The 22,831-nt window shown below is 49.8% G+C and carries 20 protein-coding genes and 1 tRNA gene; 8 read left to right on the plus strand and 13 right to left on the minus strand.

All coding sequences use genetic code 11. From position 1 onward, the window contains the following. Positions 1–18: 18 nt before the first annotated feature. From ACYVI1_RS19020 to chrA, 3 genes are all read left to right on the plus strand, one after another. The gene (locus ACYVI1_RS19020) at positions 19–711 is read left to right on the plus strand and encodes a superoxide dismutase (protein WP_460912318.1); all 693 of its coding nucleotides are present in this window, start codon (positions 19–21) and stop codon (positions 709–711) included. A gap of 136 nt (positions 712–847) precedes the next feature. Next, on the plus strand, positions 848–1,804 hold the full coding sequence (locus tag ACYVI1_RS19025) for an isopenicillin N synthase family dioxygenase (RefSeq protein WP_460912319.1): 957 nt from the start codon (positions 848–850) through the stop codon (positions 1,802–1,804). Positions 1,805–1,931: 127 nt separating this feature from the next. Then, complete coding sequence (gene chrA / locus ACYVI1_RS19030) at positions 1,932–3,134, plus strand: chromate efflux transporter (protein ID WP_460912320.1); 1,203 nt, start codon at positions 1,932–1,934, stop codon at positions 3,132–3,134. 33 nt (positions 3,135–3,167) lie between these two features. On the opposite strand, the gene ACYVI1_RS19035 is transcribed toward chrA, so the two are convergent. The 11 genes from ACYVI1_RS19035 to ACYVI1_RS19085 all read right to left on the minus strand — a co-directional run bounded on the left by ACYVI1_RS19035 (position 3,168) and on the right by ACYVI1_RS19085 (position 15,699). Continuing rightward, positions 3,168–5,150, minus strand: coding sequence for an ATP-binding protein (locus tag ACYVI1_RS19035; RefSeq protein ID WP_460912321.1), 1,983 nt, complete (start codon positions 5,148–5,150; stop codon positions 3,168–3,170). Positions 5,151–5,254: 104 nt separating this feature from the next. Beyond that, a complete protein-coding gene (locus tag ACYVI1_RS19040) occupies positions 5,255–6,172 on the minus strand; it encodes a PhzF family phenazine biosynthesis protein (RefSeq protein ID WP_460912322.1) in 918 nt (305 codons plus the stop codon). An 8-nt stretch (positions 6,173–6,180) separates the two neighbouring features. Next, the gene (locus ACYVI1_RS19045; protein ID WP_460912323.1) at positions 6,181–6,870 is read right to left on the minus strand and encodes a hypothetical protein; all 690 of its coding nucleotides are present in this window, start codon (positions 6,868–6,870) and stop codon (positions 6,181–6,183) included. 67 nt (positions 6,871–6,937) lie between these two features. Continuing rightward, entirely contained in the window at positions 6,938–8,311 is a 1,374-nt protein-coding gene (locus ACYVI1_RS19050) for a hypothetical protein (RefSeq protein ID WP_460912324.1), read from the minus strand. Positions 8,312–8,374: 63 nt separating this feature from the next. Continuing rightward, positions 8,375–9,439, minus strand: coding sequence for a hypothetical protein (locus tag ACYVI1_RS19055; RefSeq protein WP_460912325.1), 1,065 nt, complete (start codon positions 9,437–9,439; stop codon positions 8,375–8,377). Positions 9,440–9,570: 131 nt separating this feature from the next. Continuing rightward, complete coding sequence (locus ACYVI1_RS19060) at positions 9,571–10,284, minus strand: hypothetical protein (protein ID WP_460912326.1); 714 nt, start codon at positions 10,282–10,284, stop codon at positions 9,571–9,573. A gap of 89 nt (positions 10,285–10,373) precedes the next feature. Continuing rightward, on the minus strand, positions 10,374–11,660 hold the full coding sequence (locus ACYVI1_RS19065; protein ID WP_460912327.1) for an adenylosuccinate synthase: 1,287 nt from the start codon (positions 11,658–11,660) through the stop codon (positions 10,374–10,376). Between the two features lie 390 nt (positions 11,661–12,050). Continuing rightward, complete coding sequence (locus tag ACYVI1_RS19070) at positions 12,051–12,284, minus strand: hypothetical protein (protein ID WP_460912328.1); 234 nt, start codon at positions 12,282–12,284, stop codon at positions 12,051–12,053. Positions 12,285–12,288: 4 nt separating this feature from the next. After that, positions 12,289–12,765 (minus strand): DUF3291 domain-containing protein, encoded by a 477-nt coding sequence (locus ACYVI1_RS19075; RefSeq protein WP_460912329.1) that lies wholly within the window; start codon positions 12,763–12,765, stop codon positions 12,289–12,291. Positions 12,766–12,838: 73 nt separating this feature from the next. Further along, positions 12,839–13,348, minus strand: a complete 510-nt coding sequence (locus ACYVI1_RS19080) for a Fur family transcriptional regulator (RefSeq protein WP_460912330.1) — start codon at positions 13,346–13,348, stop codon at positions 12,839–12,841. Between the two features lie 65 nt (positions 13,349–13,413). Then, positions 13,414–15,699, minus strand: a complete 2,286-nt coding sequence (locus tag ACYVI1_RS19085; protein WP_460912331.1) for a RelA/SpoT family protein — start codon at positions 15,697–15,699, stop codon at positions 13,414–13,416. Between the two features lie 277 nt (positions 15,700–15,976). On the opposite strand from ACYVI1_RS19085, the gene ACYVI1_RS19090 reads away from it, so the two are divergent. After that, positions 15,977–16,058: transfer RNA gene (locus ACYVI1_RS19090), tRNA-Leu, on the plus strand. A 109-nt stretch (positions 16,059–16,167) separates the two neighbouring features. Further along, positions 16,168–17,514, plus strand: a complete 1,347-nt coding sequence (gene tig, locus ACYVI1_RS19095) for a trigger factor (RefSeq protein ID WP_460912332.1) — start codon at positions 16,168–16,170, stop codon at positions 17,512–17,514. Positions 17,515–17,593: 79 nt separating this feature from the next. On the opposite strand, the gene ACYVI1_RS19100 is transcribed toward tig, so the two are convergent. Together ACYVI1_RS19100 and ACYVI1_RS19105 are read right to left on the minus strand one after the other, a co-directional pair. Further along, complete coding sequence (locus tag ACYVI1_RS19100; RefSeq protein WP_460912333.1) at positions 17,594–18,664, minus strand: branched-chain amino acid aminotransferase; 1,071 nt, start codon at positions 18,662–18,664, stop codon at positions 17,594–17,596. A 146-nt stretch (positions 18,665–18,810) separates the two neighbouring features. After that, entirely contained in the window at positions 18,811–19,362 is a 552-nt protein-coding gene (locus tag ACYVI1_RS19105; RefSeq protein ID WP_460912334.1) for a cob(I)yrinic acid a,c-diamide adenosyltransferase, read from the minus strand. A gap of 177 nt (positions 19,363–19,539) precedes the next feature. Between ACYVI1_RS19105 and ACYVI1_RS19110 the strand changes: the two genes are divergently transcribed. The 3 genes from ACYVI1_RS19110 (at position 19,540) to tyrS (ending at position 22,645) form a co-directional block, all read left to right on the plus strand. After that, complete coding sequence (locus ACYVI1_RS19110; protein WP_460912335.1) at positions 19,540–20,049, plus strand: hypothetical protein; 510 nt, start codon at positions 19,540–19,542, stop codon at positions 20,047–20,049. Further along, positions 20,042–21,268, plus strand: coding sequence for an S-adenosylmethionine:tRNA ribosyltransferase-isomerase (locus tag ACYVI1_RS19115; RefSeq protein WP_460912347.1), 1,227 nt, complete (start codon positions 20,042–20,044; stop codon positions 21,266–21,268). The genes ACYVI1_RS19110 and ACYVI1_RS19115 overlap by 8 nt, the downstream gene beginning before the upstream one ends. 72 nt (positions 21,269–21,340) lie before the next feature. Then, positions 21,341–22,645 carry a tyrosine--tRNA ligase gene (gene tyrS / locus ACYVI1_RS19120; protein ID WP_460912336.1) on the plus strand — a complete coding sequence of 435 codons (1,305 nt, stop codon included), beginning with the start codon at positions 21,341–21,343 and terminating at the stop codon, positions 22,643–22,645. Positions 22,646–22,831: the final 186 nt, after the last annotated feature.

Consider the following 22,831-nt stretch of genomic DNA (forward strand, 5'->3'; position numbering starts at 1 on the left):
CTCAAATTAAATAGTCGTATGAATCGCTCCGAGTTTTTGAAACTGGCCTTTGGTGCATCGGCTGGGCTGGTTGCTTTGCCCTCCTTCGGTCTCTCGCCTGCTCAGGCCGAAGGCCCCTTTAAACTGGCTCCGCTCCCCTTCGATGCCGGTGCACTCGAACCGCATATTGACAAGATGACGATGGAAATCCACCACGGCAAGCACCATAAGGCCTATGTGGATAACCTCAACAAGGCCGTTGCTGGCACCGACATGGCCAAAATGGACATCGACGCATTAGTCAAAAGCGTAAACAGCAGCACACCGGCCGCCGTGCGGAACAATGCCGGTGGGCACTGGAACCACACATTCTTCTGGAATAGTCTGGGAGCTGGTGTGGGTGGTGCGCCGAAGGGGGCGCTGGTCGATGCCATCACGAAGAAATTCGGCTCATTCGATAACTTCAAAACCGAATGGGGCAAAGCCGCAACGGCTCGCTTCGGCTCGGGTTGGGTATGGCTAATCAAAAACGGCAGCGACATTGACATCACCTCGACGCCTAACCAGGACAATCCGCTGATGGCGCTCGCCGAGAAAAAAGGAACCCCTGTTCTGGGCCTCGACGTTTGGGAACATGCCTATTACCTGAAATACCAGAATCGCCGGCCCGAATACGTAGCGGCCTTCTGGAACGTGGTCGACTGGAACAAAGTCGGTAAGAATTTTTCTTAATTGAGGATATGTGTGTAGAGACGCAATACCTTGCGTCTCCTGTGTGTCAGCAAAACCATCCGGCACAGGAGACGCAAGGTATTGCGTCTCTACATTTATGCAATCTTTTGTATTTTTGTGAAAATAGTTTTCGTCTATGGTAGTAGAAGAATTATACAATGAAATTCCATCGCTGGATTTGGCCGATTTTACCTCCGGCGACCCCGACCGCAAAGTCCGCTTCGTGCAGGATTTAGGTCGGGCGTTCAACCAAATCGGCTTTGTCGCCATCCGTAATCACGGCCTGACCGACGAGTTGACTAAAAAACTGTACGGTTCAGCGCAGAAGTTCTTCTCCTCGCCCGATAGCGTGAAGCAGAAATACGAACACCCTGAACTCAACGGGCAACGCGGCTATATTGGTAAGGGGAAAGAGACCGCTAAGGGCTTTAAAGTAGCCGATTTAAAGGAGTTTTACCACATCGGTCAGCCCGAACCGGAAGGCGACATGCCCGCCAATATTATTCCTGAAGAATATCCCGAATTTGGGGAAGCTACCTTAACGGCCTACCGAACCCTCGAAAACGCAGGTAAGCAACTCCTGCGGGCCATTGCGTTATATCTGGACTTGCCCGAAACGTATTTTGACGACAAAGTTCGCAACGGCGACAGTATTCTGCGGGCGTTACACTATTTCCCCCTCGACCCAAACACCACTCCCGACGGGGCCGTGCGGGCGGCTGCTCACGGCGACATTAACCTCATTACGCTGCTGATGGGTGCCTCGGCAGATGGGCTGGAAGTGCTCCGGCGCGATGGCAAATGGATTGGCATTACGGCCCTGCCCGACCAGGTTGTGGTGAACGTAGGCGACATGCTCGACCGGCTCACCAACCACAAACTCAAGTCCACGATTCATCAGGTAGTGAACCCACCCCGCGAAAAAATGAACCAGTCGCGCTATTCGATTCCGTTTTTCATGCACCCACGCGCCGACATGGACCTGACCAGTCTGGAGAGTTGCATCGACACGCAGCATCCGAAAATATACGTCGACATGACAGCCGGCGATTTTCTGAACGAGCGCCTGATAGAACTGGGACTCAAGAAATAGGTATAATTGGGTAAATTTTGATTCTTTGGGTCTCGGATTCTTTAGAGTCTATTGTCAATATAATAGACTCTAAAGAATCCGAGACTCAATAGAATCCTCCCAAAACTAAGCCTGACTTGTCTTATTCATGCTACCCTACCTGACGACTGCCCAGCCTGTGCGCCGGATTCGCTACATCATCTTTTTGAAGGATGTGCTGATTCTGGCGCTCACAACATTTGGCGGCCCGCAGGTTCATTTGGCCATGTTCTACGAGCGTCTGGTTCAGAAACGACGCTATGTCACGGAGGAAGAGCTGCTGGAACTGAATGCGCTTGGTCAGGTGCTACCGGGACCAACCTCAACCCAAACCATAACGGCAGTGGGTTTTAAAATTGGCGGTCCAAACTTAGCTTATCTGACAATGTTCATTTGGGTATTGCCCGCTGTCAGCCTGATGACGGCTGCTGGCATGGGCATCCATTACCTCGAACAACAGCAGCTATCGTTGCAGTTTGCCCGGTTTATCCAACCAATGGCGGTGGGCTTCATGGTCGTGGCGGGGTATCGGATTGGCCAGAAAGTTATTAAAAACAAGGTGAGCCTGTTGCTGGCACTAACGGCTGCGCTGGTGGGATATATGTTTCGGTCGCCGGTAATGACCCCGCTCGTTATTGCCATTGGGGGAGTCACCACGGCATTGACCTATGAAAAACAGCAACGAATGGAGAAAAAGCCCCTGCGCGTACAGTGGGCTAATTTTTTTCTGTGGTTAGGGGTATTCATTGGGGCAGCCACGCTGGGGGCCTATACGCAGTTGCTGCCCGTTCGGCTGTTCGAGAATTTTTACCGGAACGGCAGTTTCGTGTTTGGCGGGGGGCAAGTGTTGACCCCCATGCTCTACAATGAGTTTGTGGCGTTTAAGCATTACCTGACCCGCGAAGAGTTTCTATCGGGTTTTGGGCTGGTGCAGGCCCTGCCCGGACCCGTGTTTGCCTTTGCGTCGTACATCGGCGCACTCTCCATGCGTGATGGCGGACTGAGTGGTCAGTTCTGGGGCAGTTTTGTATCCACCGCCGGGATTTTCCTGCCGGGCACATTTCTCATCTTCTTTGTGTATCGGTTTTGGGAACAGTTGAAGCGCTACCGGGTCGTGCGGGCCTCGCTGGAGGGCATCAACGCGGCCAGCACGGGCCTGACGGCGGCTGCGGCAATAGCCCTTTTTGAACCAATGGCGCTTCACTGGCCATCGGTCGTTGTGGTCATGCTCACGATTGGCGTGCTTTTATACACGAAAACTCCGCCATATATCCTGATTCTGGGGGGATTGCTGGCGGGAATAGTTTTGTGAGTAACGCGGACCACCCGCCTTGCAATAAGCCTGTTAAGTCGTTGGCAGTGTAATAATAAACTCAGAAAACGCTCCTTCCTTCGTTTCCACCGTCATGGTACCACCATGCCCTTTACTGATAATGTCATAACTTAGCGAAAGGCCCAGCCCCGTGCCCTGGCCTGTAGGTTTAGTAGTAAAGAAAGGCTGAAAAATCTTGGTCCGTACTGCTTCCGGAACCCCCATGCCGTTGTCTGTCACCCGAATTTCTACTTGCCCGTTCGTGCGATTCGTGCTAACGCTCACCGTGGGTTCATAACTGGCTCCCTGCTGTTTTTGCCTTTCGGCAAGGGCGTAGAAGGCATTGTTGAATACGTTGAGCAACACCCGGCCTATCTCCTGGGGGACCACATCAAGCAGGCCCAGTCTGGGGTCGAAATTAGTTTTCAGGTGAGCATTGAACGCCTTGTTTTTTGCCCGATAACCATGATAAGCCAGCCGTAAATATTCGTCCGCCAGGGCGTTGAGGTCGGTAGCCTGTCGTTCCCCGGTGGTAGTACGACTATGTTCGAGCATACTCCTAACGATGGAAGAGGCCTGTTTGCCGTGGAGGGTAATTTTCTGCAGGTTCTGCGTCAAATCATTGGCCAGGGCCATCACCTCATCCGTATGACCCGCCTGCACTTCGTCTTTGAGTTCGTCTATCAGTTCCACCGACACGTCCGAGAAATTAGTAACGAAGTTGAGCGGATTCTGAATCTCGTGGGCAATGCCCGCTGTCAACTCGCCCAAAGAGGCCATTTTTTCTTGCTGAATAAGTTGCGTTTGGGTGGATTTGAGCGTTTCGAGCGCGATTTGAAGTTGTGTTCGCTGTTCGTGAATCTCATCTCGCTGCCGTTGTAACAGCGCGTTGGCTTTCTGCTTTTGCCGGTTGTTTCGGTAGAGGAAGAGCACCAACAGAAGGATGCCAACCAGCACGCCCGACAAGACAAAGAGCCTGATTTGATTTTGGTAGGCCAGTTGATTTGCTTCTATTCTTCGTTTAGTACGTGCTTCCCGTTCTCGCTCTTCGTAGGCCAGTTTTTCGACTTGCCTGGCTTTTTCCTGATTAAACAGGCTGTCTTTCGTTGCCGACGCAAGGAGGTGGTAGTTGAGGGCTTCGGCGGGATTTGATGTTTTATACAGGTCAAAAAGCAGGTTAGCCGATTCGATGACATAGATTGTCTGGTTTCTTTGCTGTTGAATTTCGAGGGATTTCTTTGCGTAAAACCGGGCCGAATCAAGCTGGTTTCTATCCCGAAAAATGAGCGCCAGCCCCTGGTAGGATTGCCCGTGGGGTGTTCCGGTTGAGGTAGCAATTGAGCGCCGGAAATAGCTCATAGCCAGGTCTGATTGCCCTTTTTTGTAATAAACAACACCAAAATGTACGTAAAAACCACTTGGTGGCACCGGTATATTTGTTTTTAACGCAATCTGATAGGCTTTTTGAAGATAGACTAATGCCGAGTCGGCTAAGTTCCAGTTTTTGTAGAATTGCCCAAGTACCATCGTGATTGGGAAGACGCTTTCTGGTACGTTTTCCTTTACCATCAATTGTTTACACTGGGTATAGTAATATTGGGCTTTCTTAAAATCGAATTTGTTATACGCATAGCCCAAAAATCCGAATGCTCTGACTAACTCAACCTGGTTATTTGTTTTTTCGCAGAGTTGTTTCATTTCCGTCAGAATCGGAATGGCTCGATAGTAATCCACTTCGACCAAGAAAGCGCCAAGTTTAATACCGCATCTAATTATGCCTTTCTCATAGCGAATGTGTTTTGACAGACCTAACCCCTGCTGACCGTATTCCAATGCTGCTTTGGCATTAGGCGCTACGTCCATTAATTTATTATATAGCCACACCCGGTCTGTATCACTTTTTACCTGGGCAAGCTCACGTTTCAGGCTATCTAATTTCAGGGCTTTCGGGTTAGTTTGTCCCGAAATTAGCTGAACCTGAAGATAAAGAAGAACAAAAAACAGGCGAGTTTTCATACTGGATTTTGGTTAAGCAATACGCAAATTCACCACAAATGTTGTTTCCGATCCCTTAGCCCCCTTTTCAGTTGTGCTGTATGCCTTTAGAGGTCTGCTATTTCTCAAACATACCAGACTCCTTCTGAAATTAATTTGGTGCGTCCACCTACATTGATCTGATACATTTCGTTTGCCAACTCGCCGTCAAGGTATACATACGATTTGCGCCCCATTTGAAAACCCTGCTCCACAGTTGCTTTCATTTTTTCGCTTTTGTGTTTTAATAAATAGGCTAAAAAACAACCATTGGCGCTGCCGGTTGCGGCATCTTCGGACAGCTTGTTATTTTCAAGCAATAGCATTCTTGTATTGTAGGTATTTGCTGGTTCGTAGGTTTCTGTTGTGAAGAAAAACAGGGAAGTTGAATGGCCTGTTAAACTATTGGTTCGGTATTTGTTTCGGGCCAGTAGAAACGCCTTGAATGACTCATACGTGAGTGATAGGCGTTCCATAGCCGCTAAATTTTTGAGCGGAATGATGATGTATGGAAGTCCGGTGCTTATTTCCTGAATGGGAAGCGAAGTTTCTATGTCATCAAGCTTAATTTTTAGCCCATCGGCGACTTCTGCTATTGAAAATGTATCCCGGAATTCAGGCTGTGCCTGACGCATGAAAAAGATGCTTTCGTCGAGCTTGTCGGGATCTAAAATTGAGATTTCTATGTCGCTGTGCGCTAACGCTAAGGTTAATTTTGGGGTAACGTCAGGCAAGAGAAATTTAGCAATAATATAACTGGTTCCAATCGATGGATGTCCGGCAAAGGGAACTTCATGTTCAGGCGTAAATATGCGAACTACAAATCGCTGATTATTTATAATTGACTTTATAAAAGTTGTTTCGGCAAAGTTTATTTCCTGAGCCATTTGCTGCATTTGATTTTCGGAAAGTTTATCGGTCAAATCCAGAAAAACAGCCAATTGATTTCCTTCATATTTAGAGCTGGCAAAAACATCGACTATGTAATAGATAATGCGTTCCATGGTGTTTTTTAATTCAGATTTAACCCGAACAATACGCCAAACCAGGGCCTCTGTTGATAAATCCAGTTCTGCCGATGTCGATCAGTCAGGTAGTCGATTCCTACAGCGAGGCCGACATTGAAAATCCGGGCGTCGTAAATAGCGGCTACTCCGGCATCCAGAATAACGCCTTCGTATTCGATGCTGATTGGCTGACGAACGACAAAATCGTTGATGGTGGCCGAACCAATGCCAACAAAGAGGCCATACCCAAATCCCCGGCTACGTAATGTACGGACATCATACGTGGGCGTTACGGGCTGCCACCTGTACCGGTACGAATCAATCCGTCGGCCTACATACAGGGCCGCATTGAAATTGGAATTTAGCTGAGACGGTAAACCCGTTCGGGCGGGGCGAATTTTGAACGGCAGGGTGAACACATCCACGTCGATTTCCCGACTGTAAAGCACCCAATTCTGATAAGCACTCCTGGGTAAATTGCGCCGTTCGTAGGTCGTTGGCAGAATAACCTGTAGCGAATCGCCGGAGTCAATCACATACAGCTTTTTGTTCACCAGTTCCGGCTGTGGCGCATGAACGACTCGATAGAACGAAGGCTCTAATGTGGTGGACGACGAATTAACCCGGCAACTCAGCAAAAGCCCGGCGCAACCGAGCAGGCACAGCGTGTGGAAGCAACACCGAAGATAAACCAAAACCATGCAGGGTAGAACTACTTGAGTTATGGCCAAAATAAGTGGTATTCAGGCAATAAACCTACGCTCACAGTTCATCCGACAAAAACTTCCGAATGGTTTGATAGGGGCGTAATCCGTTTGGTTTGCCATTTGTTCCGTTGGCAGGCGGGGTGCCGTTGGGGCGGTTTTCGCTGACCCGATTGCGATGATTGTTTTGCAGCGACAGCATTTCTTTTCGCAGTTGCCGCTGTTCGTCGTCGCTCAGCCCGGAGCGGGTAGCCTCGCCCTGCCCGTAGCCATCGTTGTAGTTGCTAATGCGGCTGTCGGTTTGGGCCAGTTTCAGTTCGGCCAGCAACTCGTTTAAATCAGCCGTGATGGTTTGGCGTTGCTCTTTCAATTCATCGAGATTGGGTAACAAATCGAGGTTGTGCTTCAATACCTCCTGACGCGTGCGCTGCTCCGCCAATTGAGTTTCGAGCGGGGCTATTTCCCGCGTCAACCGCTTTAAGCGACGGCGTAGTTTTCCTAACTTAATGTCGGCCTGCAGCCACCGAAACCAAAACGATGCCAACACCGGCAACGCAATACCCAGGCATACCGCCCCCGCCAGGGCGAACAAAATACCGCTCAGCACAAACGACAGCAACGCAAACGGGCTGTTAACCAGCGCCAGATTCAGCTCGCTCGATTCGCTCAACTGCTTCTCAATTTTGTTGAGCGTCGATGGACTAATCACCTGCGATGTAGCGGTAGGGTCGGTATTAAGCTGAAGCTGTCGAACCGATTTATTAATAGCCGCTTTGAGCTGATCCGTGCGGTAGGCCTCGTACCGAAACCAACCCAGCACGGCCAGAGTAAGCACCGAAAACACAGCCAGGGCAATCTTAAACCGCTGGTACCTGCCATGATTTTGCACGGGGTTTTCCTGATACGGTTGTTCGATAAGTCGGTCGTAGGCCGGTTTTAGCAGAATTGACACCATGGCCAGCCCGAACGCAAACGCCCAGGCTTCGTTGGTGTTGCGGATGTTGAGGGCGTAGGCAACAATTTCGTGCGAGATAATGAGGTCGCCCGCCAGAAACGAAATTCCCGCTACTAAAAATAGTAATCCGGCCAGCAGCGAGTAGTCTGGAGCGGCTTTAGTCCGGCGTTCCAGCAGATTGTCGCGGTCCGATTCTACGGCCTGCCGGTCGGCTTCGCGTTGCTTAACCAGTTTGTCTAACCGATCTACCTGACTCTTATGGGTTTGTAAATCCGAAAAGGCGGTTCGGTTCGCTTCGGTGGCTTCGGCTAACTGCCGTTCGGTAGTGGTCAGGTCGGTTCGTTTTTCCTGAATCCGGTCGGTGAGCCAGTCGGTGTTAATCTGACTCGACAGATATCCTTCGTATGTTTCCCGGTTTACTCCCTCCACGCCACTCGTGTAGCCGTGCTGAAAGTCGGGGTTGTTGGTTGGCTCCATAATTAATGATGACTGATGACTGATGACTGATGACTGATAAGACGGGATTAGAGTAATCATTTATCATTCATAATTCATCATTCTTTTCCGTTCGCGCAGGCTGCGGGCGAGTTCAAATTCACTTATAAATACGTTAACAAGCTTGTCGCGCTGGGTGTTCAACAACGCCCGGTGCGCTTTAGCACGATTTAAGGCTGTTAGGATGGGCCACTTCTGGGCCCGAATGGCATCAATTTCGCGGCCAAGTTGCTCAAGCTGGGTTTCCCAGCGTGGCAGGTATTGGGCCTTATCGAGACTCAACTGGCGGTTTTTGCGGATGGTATCCAAGTCGGTTTGCAGGGAAGTGAGTGTACTTAGCAACAGCTTTCCGGCCAGCAGAAACACGAAAAACACAAAGAAAAATAAACTTCCTGCCTGTCCGCCCGACTGTGTTTGCAGGGCCTGAACAAACACAAACACCGCTGCCGCCAACGGCAGGCCCAGTTCCTCAACCAACCGCCGACCCGTTAGCCGGGCGCTTGTTTCGTAGAAGAACGAGGTGCGTCCAAACAAATTGAACATCCCCGCCAGAAACACGCCCACGCCAATCCAGCGATTCGGGAACGCTGGACGCAATGTCTCGTCAATCAGGTAGAAATTACCAATACATACGATCACTGAAAGGAGTAGACCCACGGCGTTCCGTATCAGATTCGTTGCGATGGGTTGCCTGTCGACCAACTCGTTTATCTGATTCTGTACCGTTGCTATACGGCTTTCGCGCTGCCCGATAAACAAATTGAGCTCGCCAATTTTCTCGGTATGCTGATTGATTACCTCCTCAAGCGGCACGGCCTGCTGACCGAAATAAGCCTGGATTTGAGCAATTTTCTCATCAGGCCGCGCATCCGACAGACCAAACAAACTCCCTTCATCCCGCAAATTTTCTTCATCAGCGAGCCAGCCCGGCATCGGTTCTACGGAAATAGCGGTCAGCAAAGCGGTTGGAACCGGCTCATTTTCGGCCAGGTTCGGCAAAACAGGTCCGTCGGAAACCATCGTTGGCAAAGGCGACAGAGTCGTACTCGCTGGCGCAGTTGGTGACGATTCGGCAGAAAACAAGGAACGAAGTCGTTTGGTTAGCGTCATTATCGAAACCCGACGATGGATGGGTTAGCCGGAACAGGTTGTTAGAAGAAAAACGGCTGTAAATACGCAAATAGTGCCCAACTCATGCAAGCCATTCATGAGCAACGGTAGAACGCTGCTCATGAATCTGGTCAGCGTGGCCCAAATATACGCTGGAGAGCGCTCCAGAGCCGTTTCTTTAAGTTCTGGTCAGCTTCGATAGTTGGCAGTGAGTCGGCCATCAGGAACGTGATACCCTCGAACCGAACCGGCGAATAGCGGTCCATCATAATGTCGAGGTTAAGCCGCTCGAAAGGCACCCCAAACGTGATGAAGTGGTTAATGTATTTGCCGCTCAGCAACTCGTTAAAATTCAGATCGCCAACCCCATGCAAATTCAGTAAATCAACGCCGTTAATGTTGAGGTTCACGGCTTTGAGAATTTTTTCCAGGAACAGCAGATTGCTGGGGTCTAGTTCTTCATCGGCCAGCAGCAACACTTTATGGTTAAGTTGCGGCATCCGGGATTGCTGCTGAATGGGCGGCAAAATAGACGGGACGGTTGGTCGCGGAGCAGACTGAGGCAACGGCTCCGGCGACGTAATCAAAACGACAGGTTCCGGCGTAACAGGCAGAAGAATTGGTTCGGGCGGGATGGTATTGACCAGCAAGGCGCCGGTCTCAGCAACGCCTAATCCCGATGATAAGGTGTCCAGTTCGGTCAGTAGGTCCAGACTATTGTCTTCTATAGGCTGCGGTTCCTGCGTTGGAGCAGCCGTAGCCGTTTCGGCCCCCCACGGCTCGCCAGCCAGCCGGAAAAGGGAGTCGCTCTGGTAAAAAGTCTGGTAAAAATTCTTTGCTGACATTAGACTTACTCAAGAGTTTGTTTTGAGAAGTTTTTTGTCATTCCGACCGGGACGCGGAGTCGAAAGGAGGAATGACAAAATAACCTTACCTAAGCCACCACCGCCCGCCGGTGGATAATGGCTTCGCGGTCGGGGCTGGTTGAGATAAAATTGATAGGCAGCCCCAGCGTATCTTCCAGAAAGTACACATACGTAGCCAACTCTGCCGGGACATGGCTGAATGAGCGGATGTTGGTCAGGTCAGCCTGCCAGCCTTTAAAGGATTGATAGACTGGCGTTACGGCCGTGTCGCACAGATCATAGGGCATCTGTTCGGTGGTGGACCCGTCGGGTAGTTCGTAATGCGTACATACCTTAATTTCATCAAAAATATTCAGCACGTCCACCTTCATCATAACTAACTGCGTCACGCCGTTAATCATGATGGCGTATTTCAGGGCGGGTAAATCGAGCCAGCCGCATCGGCGCGGGCGGCCTGTGGTGGCGCCAAATTCGCGTCCTTCCTGCCGGATACGTTCGCCGGTTTCGTCGTAGAGTTCAGTGGGGAAGGGGCCGCTGCCGACGCGGGTGCAGTAGGCTTTGAAAATACCATATACCTCACCAATCTGACGCGGGGCCACGCCCAGACCCGTGCAGGCCCCGGCAGCCATGGTGCTGGAGGAGGTCACAAACGGATACGAACCAAAGTCCAGATCGAGCAATGACCCCTGAGCGCCTTCGGCCAGTACTTTTTTGCCACTTTGCAGGGCGTCGTTTATGGCGTATTCGCTGTCATTCAGTTCAAACTGTTTCATAAACTCCACCGCGCCAAAAAACTCGGTTTCGGCCTGGGGCAATACGGATGCATGATCAAAATTATTCTGTTCCAGAATGACCTTATGGATGGCGACCAGTTTTTCATATTTTGCCCGGAAGTTGGGCGACAGAATATCGCCAACGCGCAACCCCTGCCGGGCCACTTTATCCTGATAGGTGGGGCCAATACCGCGCAGCGTCGAGCCTATTTTCGACTCGCCTTTGGCCTGCTCATAGGCCGCATCCAACAGCCGGTGCGTAGGCAGAATGATAGAGGCTTTGCGCGAAATCTGGAGGTTCCGGGTGATGGCGAGGTTGTATTTGGCCAGCCCGTCGATTTCTTTTTTAAACACAATCGGGTCGAGCACCACGCCATTGCCGATGATGTTGAGAATATCGTCCCGAAAAATACCGGACGGAATCTGGTGCAGCACATGCTTCAACCCATTGAATTCGAGCGTATGACCGGCATTGGGGCCACCCTGAAAGCGGGCCACCACCTGATACTGCGGAGCCAGCACGTCCACAATTTTACCTTTTCCTTCGTCGCCCCACTGGAGGCCTAATAAAACATCGATCATTTTTATTAAAATAAAATTGAGCGTTCGGCTATTCGTTCGCTCTCATTAAAACCAAAGATGAACTCAGTCACCAACCCAATGTCAGAAAGGGGTTCAATTCGATACGTATTCAATTGGAAATGTTCCGACCAAACGTCGATTCTTGGGTCGAAGAAACGGATAAATTCTCTTGCGCTATGCTTTATAGAGCCAATGTCGCTGCCTGTGTTGCAATTGCATAGCCAGCACGAATATGCCAGCTTTTCAATAGTGTTCGTACCTCTATGCTTCAACCTGATGATACGATCTAATTGAGCACTATGCCCCATAAATTTTTCAGCTAACAGACAATACTCACAACGATACCCAGCCCGTTCGGCTACTTTTCGTCGCACCGCATTACTGATGTAATCATTTCCCCTCGACATACTTCCAGGCACGAATTTTAGCCATCCGCATGATATGCTCCATCTCGTTAAAATGGTCAAGCTCACGGCGCTCTTCGGCACTAATCGTGTTGCTTCTTATCAGCGACAATAACTCTTCTAACCGGCGTTGCGATGTCGCAGACGGTTTAAAATTGACAATTTGCTCAGATGTTACACCAGCAGCTATAAACTCAATAAATTCCGCATATGGTATCATAAGCTTAGGCTATTTTCAGATGAACTAATGAATCATGCTGTACTACCTCCGGCCACATCTCCCGGAACGTAAAAGCCTGCGCACCTGGACCTTGTGCATTGAGCTGCTCAAGCCGTTCTTTCGCTTCCTCTACCGTTGGGATATGGCCGGCCGGAACCCACCACAACACCGTCATCATCTGGTCGGGCTTCTCGAACCACTTCCGGCGGTCTTTCATCACGGCGGTGTGCAGACTCTTAAACACAAAGTTCTGCAAGGCTTCTAACGATTCCCAGACCGACATATTCACAATAATTCGCTCATCGTCGAACGGGCGCAGGCTGGTGGCGTCGTTACCATCACCTTTCAGGCGCCAGATAAACCCGTCGCTTTGTTCTGCTAACTGATTAATGGTATCGAGTTGCGCCACAAAATCAACCATAATCGGGTGGTTGATATCGGGAGCCAGCATTCGCGAAATGTTTAACTGAGCAAGCGGCATCGTCAAGGTAAAATGATTAATGTAGAGTGGGGCGCTTATAGATGTAAATTATTCATTACCCATTATTCATTAATTATCCCTCAACGGGCACCTGAACGCCTTGTTCATCTTTCTCCGTCACCTGCCGGTTTTCGCATAAGTCGCGGGCGCAGGAGCCGTAAAAGATTAGCGAGTGGTGCATTACATTGAATTTAAGCATGTCGCCTACCATGTTCTGGATGTTCTGAACGCGGGGGTCGCAGAACTCCATCACCTTGTGGCAGTCCGTGCAAATCAGGTGGTCGTGCTGGCGGTAGCCATATGATTTTTCATACTGCGCCAGGTTGCGGCCAAACTGGTGCTTGGTCACTAAATCGCAGTCAACAAGTACGTCTAAGGTATTATAGACCGTTGCCCGACTAACTCGGTACTTCTTGTTTTTCATCGAGATGTACAACTCGTCCACATCGAAATGGTCCTTTCGGTTATAAATCTCTTCGAGGATGGCGAATCGTTCGGGCGTTTTTCGCAGCCCTTTTCGTTCGAGGTAAGCCCGGAAAATCATTTGGGCTGACTCTAAATTGGTTTGTGTCGGCGCAGGCATAAGACAAAAGTAATGATGAATGATGAATGATGAATGCGGTTTGTAGACCATTCATCATTCATCATTCACGAATCGAACCGCACGACTTCAAATACGCCCTGAACGCGCTCAAGTTTCTGCATCAGGATGTCGAGGTGGGCCGTGTCGTGAACATAAAGCCGGATATTGCCTTCAAAGATACCGTCTTTCGAGTCAATCGCTACGGAGCGCATGTTGATGAGGAGTTCATTGCTGATAACCCGCGTCACATCGTTGATTAAGCCAACCCGGTCGGTGCCCGTAATGCGAAGGCCAGCCAGAAAGGCCAGTTCTTTCTGCGATGTCCATTTGGCCTTAATAATCCGGTTGCCATGATTGGACATCAACTCAACGGCGTTGGGGCAGGTAACCCGGTGAATTTTAATGCCGTCGTTGATGGTTACAAACCCGAAGACGTCGTCGCCCGAAATGGGGTTGCAACATTTGGAGAGCGTGTAGTCGATGCGGTCCATATCCTCGCCAATGAGCAGCATATCTGCATCGACCCGCTCACCATGAATTTTCTTGAGTTCTTTAACAAACGCCTTGGCGTCGGGCAGGGTATCAATGTTGAGTTTGTTGGCGCGGTTTTCTTTGGCTTCCTTGTCCGACTTGAATTTCTTGAGTTCGCCAATGTCGATGTGGCCTTTTCCGATGCGGTAAAAGAAATCGTCGGTGGTTTTGGAGCCAAAATAAGCCCGCAACTGGTTGATAACCTCATTGGTCATTTCCATCCGCAGCAACCGCAACCGCTTATTAACCATCTCGCGGCCATCCGTTACATACCGCTTGTTTTCTTCTTTAATTAAATCTTTAATCTTGGTTCTGGCCTTCGACGTGACCACAAATCGAAGCCAGTCCTCGTTGGGCTTCTGCCGATTTGATGTGATTACTTCCACCTGGTCGCCGTTTTGCAGTACGTAACTGAGGGGCACCAGGGTGTTGTTAACTTTAGCTGCCATGCAGCGCGCCCCAATCTGGGTGTGAATGTCGAAGGCAAAGTCGAGAGCGGTGGCCCCACGCTGCAACACCTGAAGGTCGCCTTTGGGCGTAAACACAAACACTTCTTCGCTGTAGAGATTGCTTCGAAAATCATCGACAAATTCAATGGCCGCTTTTTTGTCGCCACTCCCCGCCGACTCGATCATGTCGCGCACCTGACTAATCCAGGCTTCAATGCCCGCACCAGTCTGCGTATCGTTGCCTTTGTATTTCCAGTGAGCCGCATAGCCTTTTTCGGCAATTTCGTTCATTCGCTCGGTACGAATCTGCACTTCCACCCATTGTCCCAGCCGGCTCATTACGGTAGTATGAAGGGATTCATAGCCGTTGGTGCGCGGAGTACTGATCCAGTCTTTTAACCGATCGGGGTTGGGTTTGTAATGGTCCGTAACAATGGAATAAGCCCGCCAGCAAGCTGCTTTTTCTTCGTCGGGGGGCACATCCAGAATAATCCTGACGGCAAACAAATCATAAATTTCCTCGAACGGTTTTTTTGAATTGTTGAGCTTGGTCCAAATCGAATAAATAGACTTTGGCCGGCCTTTGACAACGTATCTAATGCCTGTTTCGGCAAGGTCTTTTTCAATGGGTTCGATAAACCGACCAATGAACCGGTCGCGGGCCAGTCGGGTTTCGCGTAATTTTTTGGCAATGTCCTTATACGCTTCCGGCTCAACGTGCTTTAAATACAGATCTTCCAACTCCGACTTGATGCTGTAGAGCCCCAGCCGGTGCGCCAGTGGCGCATAAATATAAATCGTTTCGGAGGCAATTCTCAACTGCTTATCGCGGGGCATCGAATCCAGCGTTCGCATGTTGTGCAACCGATCCGCAAGCTTGATCAGAATCACCCGCACATCGTCTGACAGGGTCAGCAGCATTTTGCGGAAGTTCTCCGCCTGCTGCGAGGAACCGTACTCAAAAATGCCGGAAATTTTAGTCAGACCGTCAATAATCCGCGCAACTTTCGGCCCAAAGGCCCGGTCAATATCGGCGATGGTTGCGTCGGTATCTTCAACAACATCGTGCAACAAAGCCGCTACGATGCTGGTCGTTCCTAATCCAATTTCCTCAACGGCAATCTGCGCTACAGCCAGTGGATGATAGATATAAGGTTCTCCTGACCGCCGACGCATGTTTTTATGAGCCTCGGCAGAGGTGTTAAATGCTTTTTTAATCAGTTTGGCATCGTCGCCTTTCAGCATGGGTTTAGCCGCCCGCAACAGTCGCCGGTAGCATTTCAGAATTTCCTGACGCTCCAACTCTAAATCAATGACGGGATCGGCCGGGTTGGCAGGCCGGTCGGGTCGATGCTCGGTGGCATTCATCATAAGGTTCTTTCAGGTAGTAGCCTATCGGTTGTACTCGTACTACCAAGATAACAAAATAATAATCTAAAATTGACCAACGCACGACTAAAAATAAATCCTTCCGGCTATTCGCTTGACGAGTTGGAAAAATTTCGTACTTTTGCACGCCAAATACAATTTTGACTGATTGACCGGGCCGCCGTTGCGGTGATAGAATAATTGAATATCTGACGTATACATTATTCAATCACTCAATCACCGCAACGGCGGCCCGGTCAATCAGTCAAAATTAAATCCTGCGGGCGTGGCGAAATTGGTAGACGTGCCAGACTTAGGATCTGGTGCCGCAAGGCATGGGGGTTCGAGTCCCTCCGCCCGTACTGAATTAATTTTGAATGAGCGAATGAATGAATGAGCGAATAGCCTCCGGCAACATATTCACTAATTCATTCATTCGCTCATTCGCTAATTGGATAAATCAACACAACCGTGGATATTACCTTAGAAAAAGCCAGCGACACCAATGCCTCGCTGAAAATCACGCTGACCCCAGCCGACTATAAACCCGAAGTAGATAAGAAACTGAAAGATTATGGCCGGAAAGTACAACTCAAGGGCTTCCGACCCGGCCATGTACCGGCTTCACTCGTGCAGAAAATGTACGGCAAGGGCATTCTCGTCGATGAAATTAATTCGATGCTGAGCAAAACGGTTAGTGACTATATCCGCGAAAACAAATTGCAGGTTGTGGGCGACCCCGTTCCGAACCGCGAGCAGGCCGAAGCCATCGACTGGGATAACCAAACCGATTTTGCCTTCAGCTATACACTGGGCCTGGCGTCGGAATTTGACATCGATTTCGGTGATCTGCCGAGCCTTACACAGTACGAAATTCAGGCGGGCGATGCAGAAGTAGCGTCAACGATTGCCGATTTGCAGCAACGGTTTCATACCCACGCGCATGGCGAAGAGGTTGGTGAGGGCGATACCATTTATGGCGAACTGAAAGAAATAAACGGGGACTTCTCGGCGAAAACTGCTTTCCCGATGGCGCAGATGGCCGAGGATGCTAAAGGACAGTTCGTTGGTAAGAAAAAAGAGGATGTTATTACGTTTGTGCTGGAACAGGCGTTCCCCGATGAGAAATCCCGCGCCAATGCAACCGGCGTGAAAAAAGATGAAGCCACCGACCTGACCGGCGAATTCACCTTTACCATCGACGACATCACCCGCCATGAACCCGCCGAACTAAACCAGGAGTTTTTTGATAAAGTACTCGGGGTAGGGGCCGTCACCGACGAAGAACAGTTTCGGGTGAAAGTAATTGATGTCATCAAGGGCAACTACAGCCGGGAGTCGGCGCAGTTACTGCGGTTAGACATTGAGAAAACGCTGATCGACAACACGCCGATTTTGCTGCCCGATGAGTTTCTGAAAAACTGGTTGCTGGAAGTAAACGAAGGTAAATTCACACCGGAGCAGATTGACGAACAGTATGACGACTTCACGAAGTCGGTAAAACTCCAGCTTATTAAAAACAAAATTGCCGAAAAAGCCGACATTAAGGTCGAATTTGAGGAGGTAATGGAGGTAACTCGCCAGATGGTTCGCGAACAGTTTGGCTTCATGGGTGGCGAAGATGAGGAGATGAACAAAACCATCGACCGCATTGCCCGCAACTACCTGATGGACGAAAAAAATAAGGGGCAAAATTATACCAGTACCTTCAACCGGGTGTACGACGACAAAGTAATCGAATACGCCAAAACGCAACTGACCACTGTGAATCAGGAAACAACTGCTGATGAGTTTAAGGCATTGGTTGAAAATCGGTAATTGATTCTACAACACCATAAAAAACGGCCCGGTCAATTGCTGACCGGGCCGTTTTTTATGGTGTAACAAATGTATTGGCTTATACGATCTGTATCCAGCCGAACTCGTCGCCGATTTTGCCCGTCCGAAGGTCGGTGAGGTATTGCTTCACCCGAACGGCAAACGAATTTTCGGGTGCAAATTCGGGTAGCATGTAATCTTTGCCGTTGTAGCCGATAAGCGAATAGGGCGAAACAACGACTGCCGTTCCAGCGCCAAAGGCCTCCGTTAACCGCCCGGTTTCGATGCCACTGATCACTTCGTCGATAGACACTAAGCGTTCTTCAACCGGAATGTCCCAGGAGCGGGCAATTTGAAGAATCGTATCGCGGGTAACACCTTTCAGAATTGAGTCCGACGTGGCCGGGGTGATTAATTTGCCATCAATAACGAACATGATATTCATTGTGCCCGACTCTTCAATGTACTTATGCTCGCGGGCATCGGTCCAGATAAGCTGGTCATACCCTTGCTGTTGGGCCAGCAGGGTCGGGTACATCGACCCGGCGTAGTTACCAGCGCATTTGGCATACCCCACACCCCCCGGTGCCGAACGGATGTATTGAGTCTCTACTTTCAGCTTCGGCGGGTTCGTATAATACGCGCCCACCGGGCAGGTGAAGATGCAGAACCGATACGTTTTCGAGGGAGCTACACCCAAAAACGTGTCCGTACCAAACATATAAGGCCGAATGTAAAGCGAACTATCGGGCGTGTCGGGTACCCAATCGGCATCCACACGCAGCAACGCTTCCAGCCCGCCTATGAATACCTCTTCGGGCAGGGTGGCCATGCACATGCGCCGGGCCGACTCATTCATACGCTCAAAGTTATCGTGTGGGCGAAACAGAAGTACCTCGCCAGCCTCATTTTTGAACGCTTTCATGCCTTCAAAAATAGACTGACCGTAATGCAGCGACGACAGAGCAGGGCTTAGCGAGAAATTGTCGAACGGCACAATCATCTGATTTTGCCACTGACCATCCACAAAATCGGCCACGAACATGTGGTCCGAGAAATGTTTTCCGAAAGGCAGATGGTTAAAATCTACCTCCTGAAGGCGGGAGCGTTCCGCTTTCCGCAGTTCAATTTGCAATACGTCCGTCGTCATAACAGCTTGTGGTTAATGAGTTAGCCCATGAAATAGAGGCTGCGACAAAGCTAAAAAATAAGATTGAGTAAGTTTAGTTGTCAAGACAACTTTTTTTTTCAGACATACGCCATATCTTGGAGATATGGCGTATGTCTGAAAAAAAGTCACACTCTCGGTTTCCAGGCTACTTCCTCTGCGTTCAATTCCTGTGCCATTTTTCGGCTTAGTACAAATAAATAGTCTGACAATCGGTTGAGGTATTGTATCACCAACTCATCCACGACGGCCTCATTGGTTAAGGCAACTACCAGGCGTTCGGCCCGGCGGCAAACGGTGCGGGCGAGGTGACAGAACGAAACGGCCTGATGCCCGCCTGGCAGGATAAAAGCCCGCAGTTCGGGTAACTCAGTGTCCATTGCATCCATTGCCTGTTCGAGTAGCAGAACGTCGTCTGGATGAATAACCGGCATTGCCCGCCCGGGCGCCTTCCCGGAGTCGGTTGCCAGTTCGGCCCCAACTGTAAAGAGCCGGTCCTGGATTCCGTTCAGCAACTCCCTGCGGCTGGCATTGACCGGCTGGTCGTGCACTAAACCAATCCACGAGTTAAGTTCATCTACGGTTCCATACGCATCAATTCGTAAATCGGCTTTGCTGACCCGTCGCCCGCCGATGAGTGCCGTTTGGCCTTTGTCGCCTGTTTTTGTGTATATTTTCATCGCTGTACTTAAACCAAACTGCTTAACAAACGGCTAAACTAACGGATTTCACCCATTCGGGCCGTACCTTTGTGCCCTACAAGTAAAGTCGTTAGTCATTAGTCGTTAGCCATCAGCGTGGGAGAAACTTTCGCGTTAACCACCGACGCCTGACGACTAACAACTGACGACAAATCAATGAAAACCGGTATTTTTCTCGTCCGTATATGGCGCATTTTGTCCATTCTCGGTTTGTTATTCGCGTTGTTTAACAGTTATATCTCGTTTCCCGACAATGTCATCGTTCGCTTTGATGCGTTGAATCAACCTGTTCAGACGATTGACCGCGAAACAATTTTTTACATTGCCGTCGCTATTTTTCTCGTCAACGTTACGGTCATTAACGCGCTGACAAAATTATTCCTCCGTGTGCCAACCGCCCAGATTCCTGTGCCAAATCAGGCCGTTTGGGCAGCGCACCGCCCGCAACTGAACGAAATCTTTACGACCTGGTTCAGCGCACTCATGGCGGCCGTCAACACGGTGCTCGCCCTGGGGCTAATGGTCCTGTCGTTTCTGAATCGTTCCGACCGACCGATTCGGGAAATTGAATTCACCTGGTTGTTGCCACTCACGACCGCAATCTTAATGGCGGTGCTGGTGGCTTTACCTATTCGTTTGTTTATGAAACCCAGTGATGATGACTGAAACGAATGAATTGGTACTGAGTCAGTTCCACTACGATTTGCCCGACGACCGCATTGCCCGTTTCCCCTTAGCCCAACGCGACGCGTCGAAGTTGCTGGTTTATCAAAACAGCCAGATTCGCCATGAGCAATTTACCCGCCTGGCCGACCTGCTTCCATCAAATAGTTTTCTGGTCTTTAACAATACGAAGGTCATCCCGGCGCGGCTGCATTTCACGAAACCAACCGGGGCGGTTATCGAACTGTTTTTGCTCAGCCCATATCCGCCTGAACAGCCGATCAGCTTGGCAATGGAAGCCACCGGTTCTGCCGTCTGGCAGGGCATGATTGGCAATCGAAAACGATGGAAACCCAACGAAACACTGGAAACGACGCTTGCCGGAACCATTACCCTCATCGCCACCTGGTTCGATTATGAGCAATCGGCCGTTCATTTAAGCTGGCAACCAGCCGACCTGACCTTTGCCCAACTTATTCAGCACGCAGGCGAAATTCCCCTGCCACCTTACCTCAAACGCGATGCCACTGCTGCCGACCGGGAAACTTACCAAACTGTTTATTCAAAACAGGAGGGAGCCGTAGCCGCGCCCACCGCTGGCCTGCATTTCACGCCCGCCATGCTCGATTCTCTTGCCAGACGAGGAGTTAAGCAGGAATATCTGACACTTCACGTCGGGGCGGGCACGTTTCAGCCCATTAAAACCGATGATGTTCGGCAGCATCACATGCATACCGAGCAGGTCGTGTACACACAGGCAAATTTACGCAATCTGCTTGCCTGCGTAGACGATGTGATTGCCGTTGGCACAACATCCATGCGGGCGTTGGAAAGTTTGTATTGGATAGGAGCGAGGCTACTTCATAATGACCCTGACCCATTCCATCTCGACCAGCATTACGCCTATCAACTTCCTGCCAATCAGCAGCCCGAGGTAAAGTTGTCTCTAACCACCGTGTTGACTTATCTGGTTGATATGAAACAGGAGTCGATTATAGCGCATACGGGCATCTACATTATGCCCGGCTATTCCTTTAAACTATGTAAAGGTATTATCACGAACTTCCATCAGCCTGGCTCAACCTTAATTTTATTAATTGCCGCTTTGATCGGCAACGATTGGAAGCGGGTGTATGAAGAAGCCTTACAAAATGATTACCGTTTCCTGAGTTACGGTGATTCATCGCTGCTTTTGCCAAATCTAAAGAGTGAAAAAATGTAAGAGTGAAAAATTGGCCGGATGGTTTTCGCTCTTTCACTCTTTCACTCTTTTCACTCTTTAAAAATGCTCTTTATGAATTTCATCGAAGAACTTCGCTGGCGTGGCATGTTGAACGACATGACGCCTGGCACTGAAGAACAACTTCAGAAAGAACTGACGGCAGGCTATATTGGCTTCGACCCAACAGCGGCATCGCTTCATATTGGTAACCTCGCCACCATCATGCTGCTGGTGCATTTACAACGAGCCGGTCACAAACCGTTTGCGCTGGTTGGTGGCGCTACAGGCATGATCGGCGACCCATCGGGCAAAGCCGCCGAACGGGAATTCCTATCCGAAGAGACGTTGCGCCGAAATCAGGAAGGTATTCGCCAGCAATTGGCCAAATTTCTTGACTTCGATTGCGGAGCCAATTCTGCTGAAATGGTCAATAATTACGACTGGTTCCGGGAAATCTCATTTCTCGGTTTTCTGCGCGAAGCAGGCAAGCACATCACGGTCAACTACATGATAGCGAAGGATTCGGTTAAAAAACGGCTCGAAACAGGGATTTCCTTTACCGAATTCTCCTACCAGTTGTTGCAGGGCTATGATTTCTACTGGCTCTACAAAAACAAGCATGTAAGGCTACAGATGGGGGGCGCTGACCAATGGGGCAATATCACAACCGGAACCGAATTGATTCGCCGAAAAGAAGTGGGCGCGGTGGATAGTCAGGAAGGAGGGCATCAGGCGTTCGCCCTAACAACGCCCCTCGTAACTAAAGCCGACGGCACCAAATTCGGAAAATCCGAAAGCGGTAATGTCTGGCTCGACCCAGCCATGACCTCGCCCTACCAATTTTACCAGTTCTGGCTCAACACCGCCGATGCCGACTGCCCCCGCCTGATTCGGGTGTTCACGCTCCTGACGCACGAAGAAATTGACGAAGTAGAACGTCAGCACAATGAGACACCTCATCTGCGACTCCTGCAAAAAGCGATTGCTAAAGAAGTAACGATACGCGTTCACTCACAGGCAGGCTACGATTTGGCGGTAAAAGCGTCCGATGTGCTGTTTGGGAAAGCCACACTCGACACCCTGCGGTCAATTCAAATCCACGAGTTCGATATTATTTTTGACGGTGTCCCACAAACGGAAATTACTGCTGATGAATTAGCCAATAGTAAAGACATTACGGATTTATTATCAGTTACCAGCCGGGGCGAAGTATATGCGTCTAAGGGCGAAGCCCGGCGTGCCATCACGCAAAACGCGGTCAGCATCAACAAAACGAAAGTAGGCGATCCTACTGCTTCCGTAGATTTAGAATGGCTTCAGAACCGTTATGTCCTCGTGTCTAAGGGTAAGAAAAATCATTTATTGAAAAAAGTTTGAAAATTTCACCGGCTCTAAGTAGCTGACAATTGGTCACTTACCAAATAAGCTTTGGCAGGTGACCATTTATTTTGGCATATGGTCTTGACAAGCTGTGGGGCAATGGCTACCTTTGCAGTCCCAAATCAGGGAAAACAGGCAGATAAACAAGACTAAGCCCTTGTCTGTCAGGGGGTTAGGGTAACA

This window comes from Spirosoma areae (assembly GCF_054781775.1).